The sequence below is a fragment of the Microbacterium sp. P2_F9 genome (assembly GCF_056403635.1).
Map to the genome: position 1 here is coordinate 1 of NZ_JBFUFC010000271.1, position 3,795 is coordinate 3,795.

The following is a 3,795-nucleotide window of genomic DNA, read 5'->3' on the forward strand; positions in this document are numbered from 1 at the left end:
GCGTGATGACCGTCGACACGGCCGAGGTGTGGGCGCCCGGCGCGCGCGCCACCATCTCCCTCGCAGCACTTCCTGGTCCGGAGGGCCTGGACGGTCGCGTCGCCCTGGCGGTCGGCGCGACCGCGGAACTCGTCGAAGCGGCCACCGAACTCGACGCCGACGGCCTGCTGAGGCTCAGGCTGGCCACGGCCGAAGCGGGCACGATCCGTCTCGTCGCGCGGTTCGCGGTCGTCGACCCGGTGGCGCTGTGGCGTCCAGGCAGCGGCGAGGGGCGCGGCACGCTGCCGCCGTCGTGGGTGGAGTCCCGCACGACCCGCGCGCTCGCCGACATCCCGATCGGATGCCTCGTCGGCCGCCAGGACACCGCGCTCGTCGGCTTCGGGGTCGACGCGGGCGGGCGGCCGGTGCAGGTCCGCGCCGGCATGATCGAGGAGTCCGGGGAGTTCCTGCTCGAACTGCACATCGAGCAGTCCCGTGAAGCCGAGATCGTCCTCGACCTGCGCGGCGCGGACTTCGCGGACTCGGTGCGGAGCGTAGCCAGGGCCATCGGGCTGCGCCGGGAGCCGGCATCCGTCCGCGACGAACAGCCCGTGCTGTGCACGTGGTACTCGTTCCACCAGGATCTGGTCGTGGACGAGCTGCTGGCGGACGCGCGCATCGCGGGGGAGCTCGGGATCGGCACGGTCATCATCGACGACGGCTGGCAGACGGCGGATGCCGCGCGCGGCTACGGGTCGTGCGGCGACTGGGCGGTCGAGCGGGGCAAGATCCCCGACCCGCGCGGCCTCGTGCGTGAACTCGACGGACTGGGACTGCGGACGCTGTGGTGGATCGGAACCCCGTTCATCGGGTATCGGTCGCAGACGTTCCAGGACGGGCTGATCCCCCTGGCCTACGAGGAGGCGGGCCTCGATGCCGCCGTGCTCGACCCCCGCTCGCCGGCCGCCAGGCGCGTGGTCGTCGAGCGGCTGCAGGCGCTGCTCGCCGACACCGGAGCGCACGGGTTCAAGCTCGACTTCCTCGAGCGGTTCGCGCAGGACGGTGGGCCCCCGCCGGATGACGCCGACAGGGACTCGATCGAGGACGGTGGTCTGCTGCTGCTCGACGAGATCGGCGCTCTCGGCGTCGCGGAGCCCCTCATGATCGAGTTCCGCGAGCCGTACATCACCGGTCCCGCGCTCTCGCGCGGCACGATGTTCCGCATCGCGGACTGCCCGCTCAGCCCGCTGCAGAACCGCCGCGGCATCGTCGATCTCCGCCTGCTCGGGACAGGGATGGCCGTCCACGGCGATCCGATCATGTGGACGCCCGCCGACACACCGGAGCGCGTCGCCCAGCAGCTCATCGCGTCGCTGTTCGGGGTGCCGCAGCTCTCGGTGCGCCTCGCCGAACTGTCGGCCCCGCACCGGGAGACCGTGGCGCACTGGCTCGGGTTCTGGCAACGGCACTCCGATCTCCTGCTGCACGCGCCGCTGCAGGTCGCCGGAGTGGAGCGCGACTACGCCATCGTCGAGGCTGCGCAGGGCGGCGTCGCCCTGACCGTGCGCTACGGCGACGGTCCCGTCAACCTTCCGCCGGGCGACGGCGACGAGTGGCACGTCGTGAACGGCGGCGAAGCCGGAGTCGTCGCGATCGGACTCGACGGGTGGCCGGAAGCCCACTACGAGATCCGCGACGCCCGTGGTCGCATCGTGACCCAGGGGAGCCAGGCGTTCGGTCCGGTCGAGCTGCTGGCGGTGCCCGCCGGCGGGCGCTTCAGCGCCTGGCGCTGAGCCTTCTACCCTTTCGCGTGTGCGGCTGACGCCGACGCGGGGGCCGGGAAGAGGCCTCGAACGAGCGCCCAGCCGAGCGCGGCGCCGATGAGCTGAGCGGCGATGAACGGCAGGACGGATGCCGGAGCGATGCCCGCGAACGTGTCCGAGAACGCCCGGCCGATCGTGATCGCGGGGTTGGCGAAGCTCGTCGACGACGTGAAGAAGTAGGCGGCGCCGATGTAGGCGCCGACAGCGGGGGCGGCCAGGTGGCCGCGCCCGGTGCGGACGAGCGCGAAGATCACGAGCACGAGCCCGGCCGTGGCGACGACCTCGGCGAGCAGGTGCGGCCAGGTGGCGCGGTCGGTCGTGCTCCAGGAGATGGCCGGTTCGGCGAACATGAGGTTGGCGAGGATCGCCCCGCCGATGCATCCGAAGATCTGCGCCGGAAGATACGCGGCCGTGATCGCCCAGCCCTTGCGATGCAGCACGGCGTCGACGAGCGAGACGACGGGGTTGAAGTGCGCGCCTGACACGGTTTGGAAGACGAGGATCAGCACGCCGAGGCCGAGCGCGGTCGCGAAGGCGTTCTCGAGCAGCTGCAGTCCGATATCGGTGGGGGAGAGGCTTTGGGCCGCGATGCCCGAGCCGATCACGACCGCGGTGAGAAGCGCGCTGCCCAGGAATTCGCCGGCGACAGCGCGGATCGCGCCCGGGTTCACGACGCGACGAGCAGCTGTGAGATGCGGTCCAGCGCCCCGGGGATGAGCCGGTAGTAGGCCCAGGTGCCGCGCTTGCTGCGCTCCAGGAACCCCGCCGCGGTCAGCACCTTGAGGTGATGCGAGACCGTCGGCTGACTGAGCCCGATGGGTTCGATCAGGTCGCAGACGCACGCTTCGGCCCCCTCGGAGGCGGCGACGATCGACAGCAGCCGCAATCGTGCCGGGTCTGCCAGTGCCTTCATGGTCGTCGCGAGCTGCTCTGCCTCGTCGGCCGTGAGCGGCTCGCGCACCAGCGGAGTGCAGCACGTGGCGGCGGAGATGTCCGTGAGCTCCAGCATCGTCATGCATCGATGCTAATCGATATTGACAGGCATCGATAGATGGTTGCAGGATGGATATCGATGTTCATCGATATCTGCTGGAGGATGCCGTGACCCTGCTCGATCTGACGCCTCGTGTCGTGGAGAACGACCGGCTCGCGACTCTACCCGTCGTCATCATCGGCGCCGGTCCGATCGGGCTCGCCGCTGCCGCGAACCTCGTAGAGCGGGGCATCGATTTCGTGGCGTTCGAGGCCGGCGAGGGCATCGCGGCGAGCGTTCTTGAGTGGGGGCACACCCGGCTGTTCTCGCCCTGGAAGCACCTCGTCGATCCCGCATCTCGGCGCCTGCTCGAAGCTCAGGGCTGGGACCTGCCGGACCCGGAGCGCGCCCCCACCGGCGCGGAGCTGGTCGAGAAGTACGTCGCCCCGCTCGCGGCTCTCGAGTCGATCGCGGCCCGGGTGCGGACCGGGGTCGAGGTGGTCGGCGTCACCCGTGAGGGGATGGACCGCACCCGCTCCCGCGGCCGCTTCGCCACTCCGTTCGCGGTGCGGGTCCGCACGTCCGACGGGACTGTGGAGGATGTCGTGGCACGCGCCGTCATCGACGCGTCGGGCACCTACCGCTCGCCGAACTCGCTGTCCTCGAGCGGTCTCGACCTGCTCGGCATGGCCGAGATCACCGACAGGGTCGCTGGGGCGCTGCCGGACGTGCTCGGAAGCGACCGCGCCAGGTTCGCCGGCCGGCACGCCACGGTGGTCGGCGCCGGGCACTCCGCCGCGAACACGCTGCTCGGCCTCGTCGACCTCGCCCGCGAAGAGCCGGGAACTGCCGTGACGTGGCTGATCCGCAACCAGAACGCGCTCCGCGTCTCGTCGTCCGCCGATGATGAGCTGGCCGGGCGCGCCGCACTGGGCGGGCGTGTGGACCAGGCCGTCGCGGCGGGGCTGATCGAGGTCGTCGAYGGGTTCGAGATCATCCGCGCGCAGCGCTCCGGCGACA

General features: G+C 71.2%; 4 protein-coding genes. 2 read left to right on the plus strand and 2 right to left on the minus strand.

All coding sequences use genetic code 11. The annotated features are described in order from the left end of the window. Positions 1 to 1,772: alpha-galactosidase (locus AC1DVT_RS18560; protein WP_477390684.1), on the plus strand; the 1,772-nt coding region annotated here is incomplete at its 5' end. A gap of 5 nt (positions 1,773 to 1,777) precedes the next feature. Here AC1DVT_RS18560 and AC1DVT_RS18565 read toward each other — a convergent pair. Together AC1DVT_RS18565 and AC1DVT_RS18570 are read right to left on the minus strand one after the other, a co-directional pair. Further along, positions 1,778 to 2,473 carry an aquaporin gene (locus AC1DVT_RS18565; protein ID WP_477390686.1) on the minus strand — a complete coding sequence of 232 codons (696 nt, stop codon included), beginning with the start codon at positions 2,471 to 2,473 and terminating at the stop codon, positions 1,778 to 1,780. Beyond that, positions 2,470 to 2,817 carry a metalloregulator ArsR/SmtB family transcription factor gene (locus AC1DVT_RS18570; protein ID WP_477390688.1) on the minus strand — a complete coding sequence of 116 codons (348 nt, stop codon included), beginning with the start codon at positions 2,815 to 2,817 and terminating at the stop codon, positions 2,470 to 2,472. The genes AC1DVT_RS18565 and AC1DVT_RS18570 overlap by 4 nt, the downstream gene beginning before the upstream one ends. 47 nt (positions 2,818 to 2,864) lie before the next feature. Here AC1DVT_RS18570 and AC1DVT_RS18575 point away from each other — a divergent pair. After that, positions 2,865 to 3,795, plus strand: a 931-nt coding sequence (locus AC1DVT_RS18575) for an NAD(P)-binding domain-containing protein (protein ID WP_477390689.1), incomplete at its 3' end; no start/stop codon positions are given.

Coding starts and splice junctions, on each gene's coding strand:
- AC1DVT_RS18570 (WP_477390688.1), bottom strand. CDS start 2,817: ATGACGATGCTGGAGCTCACGGACATCTCCGCCGCCACGTGCTGCACT.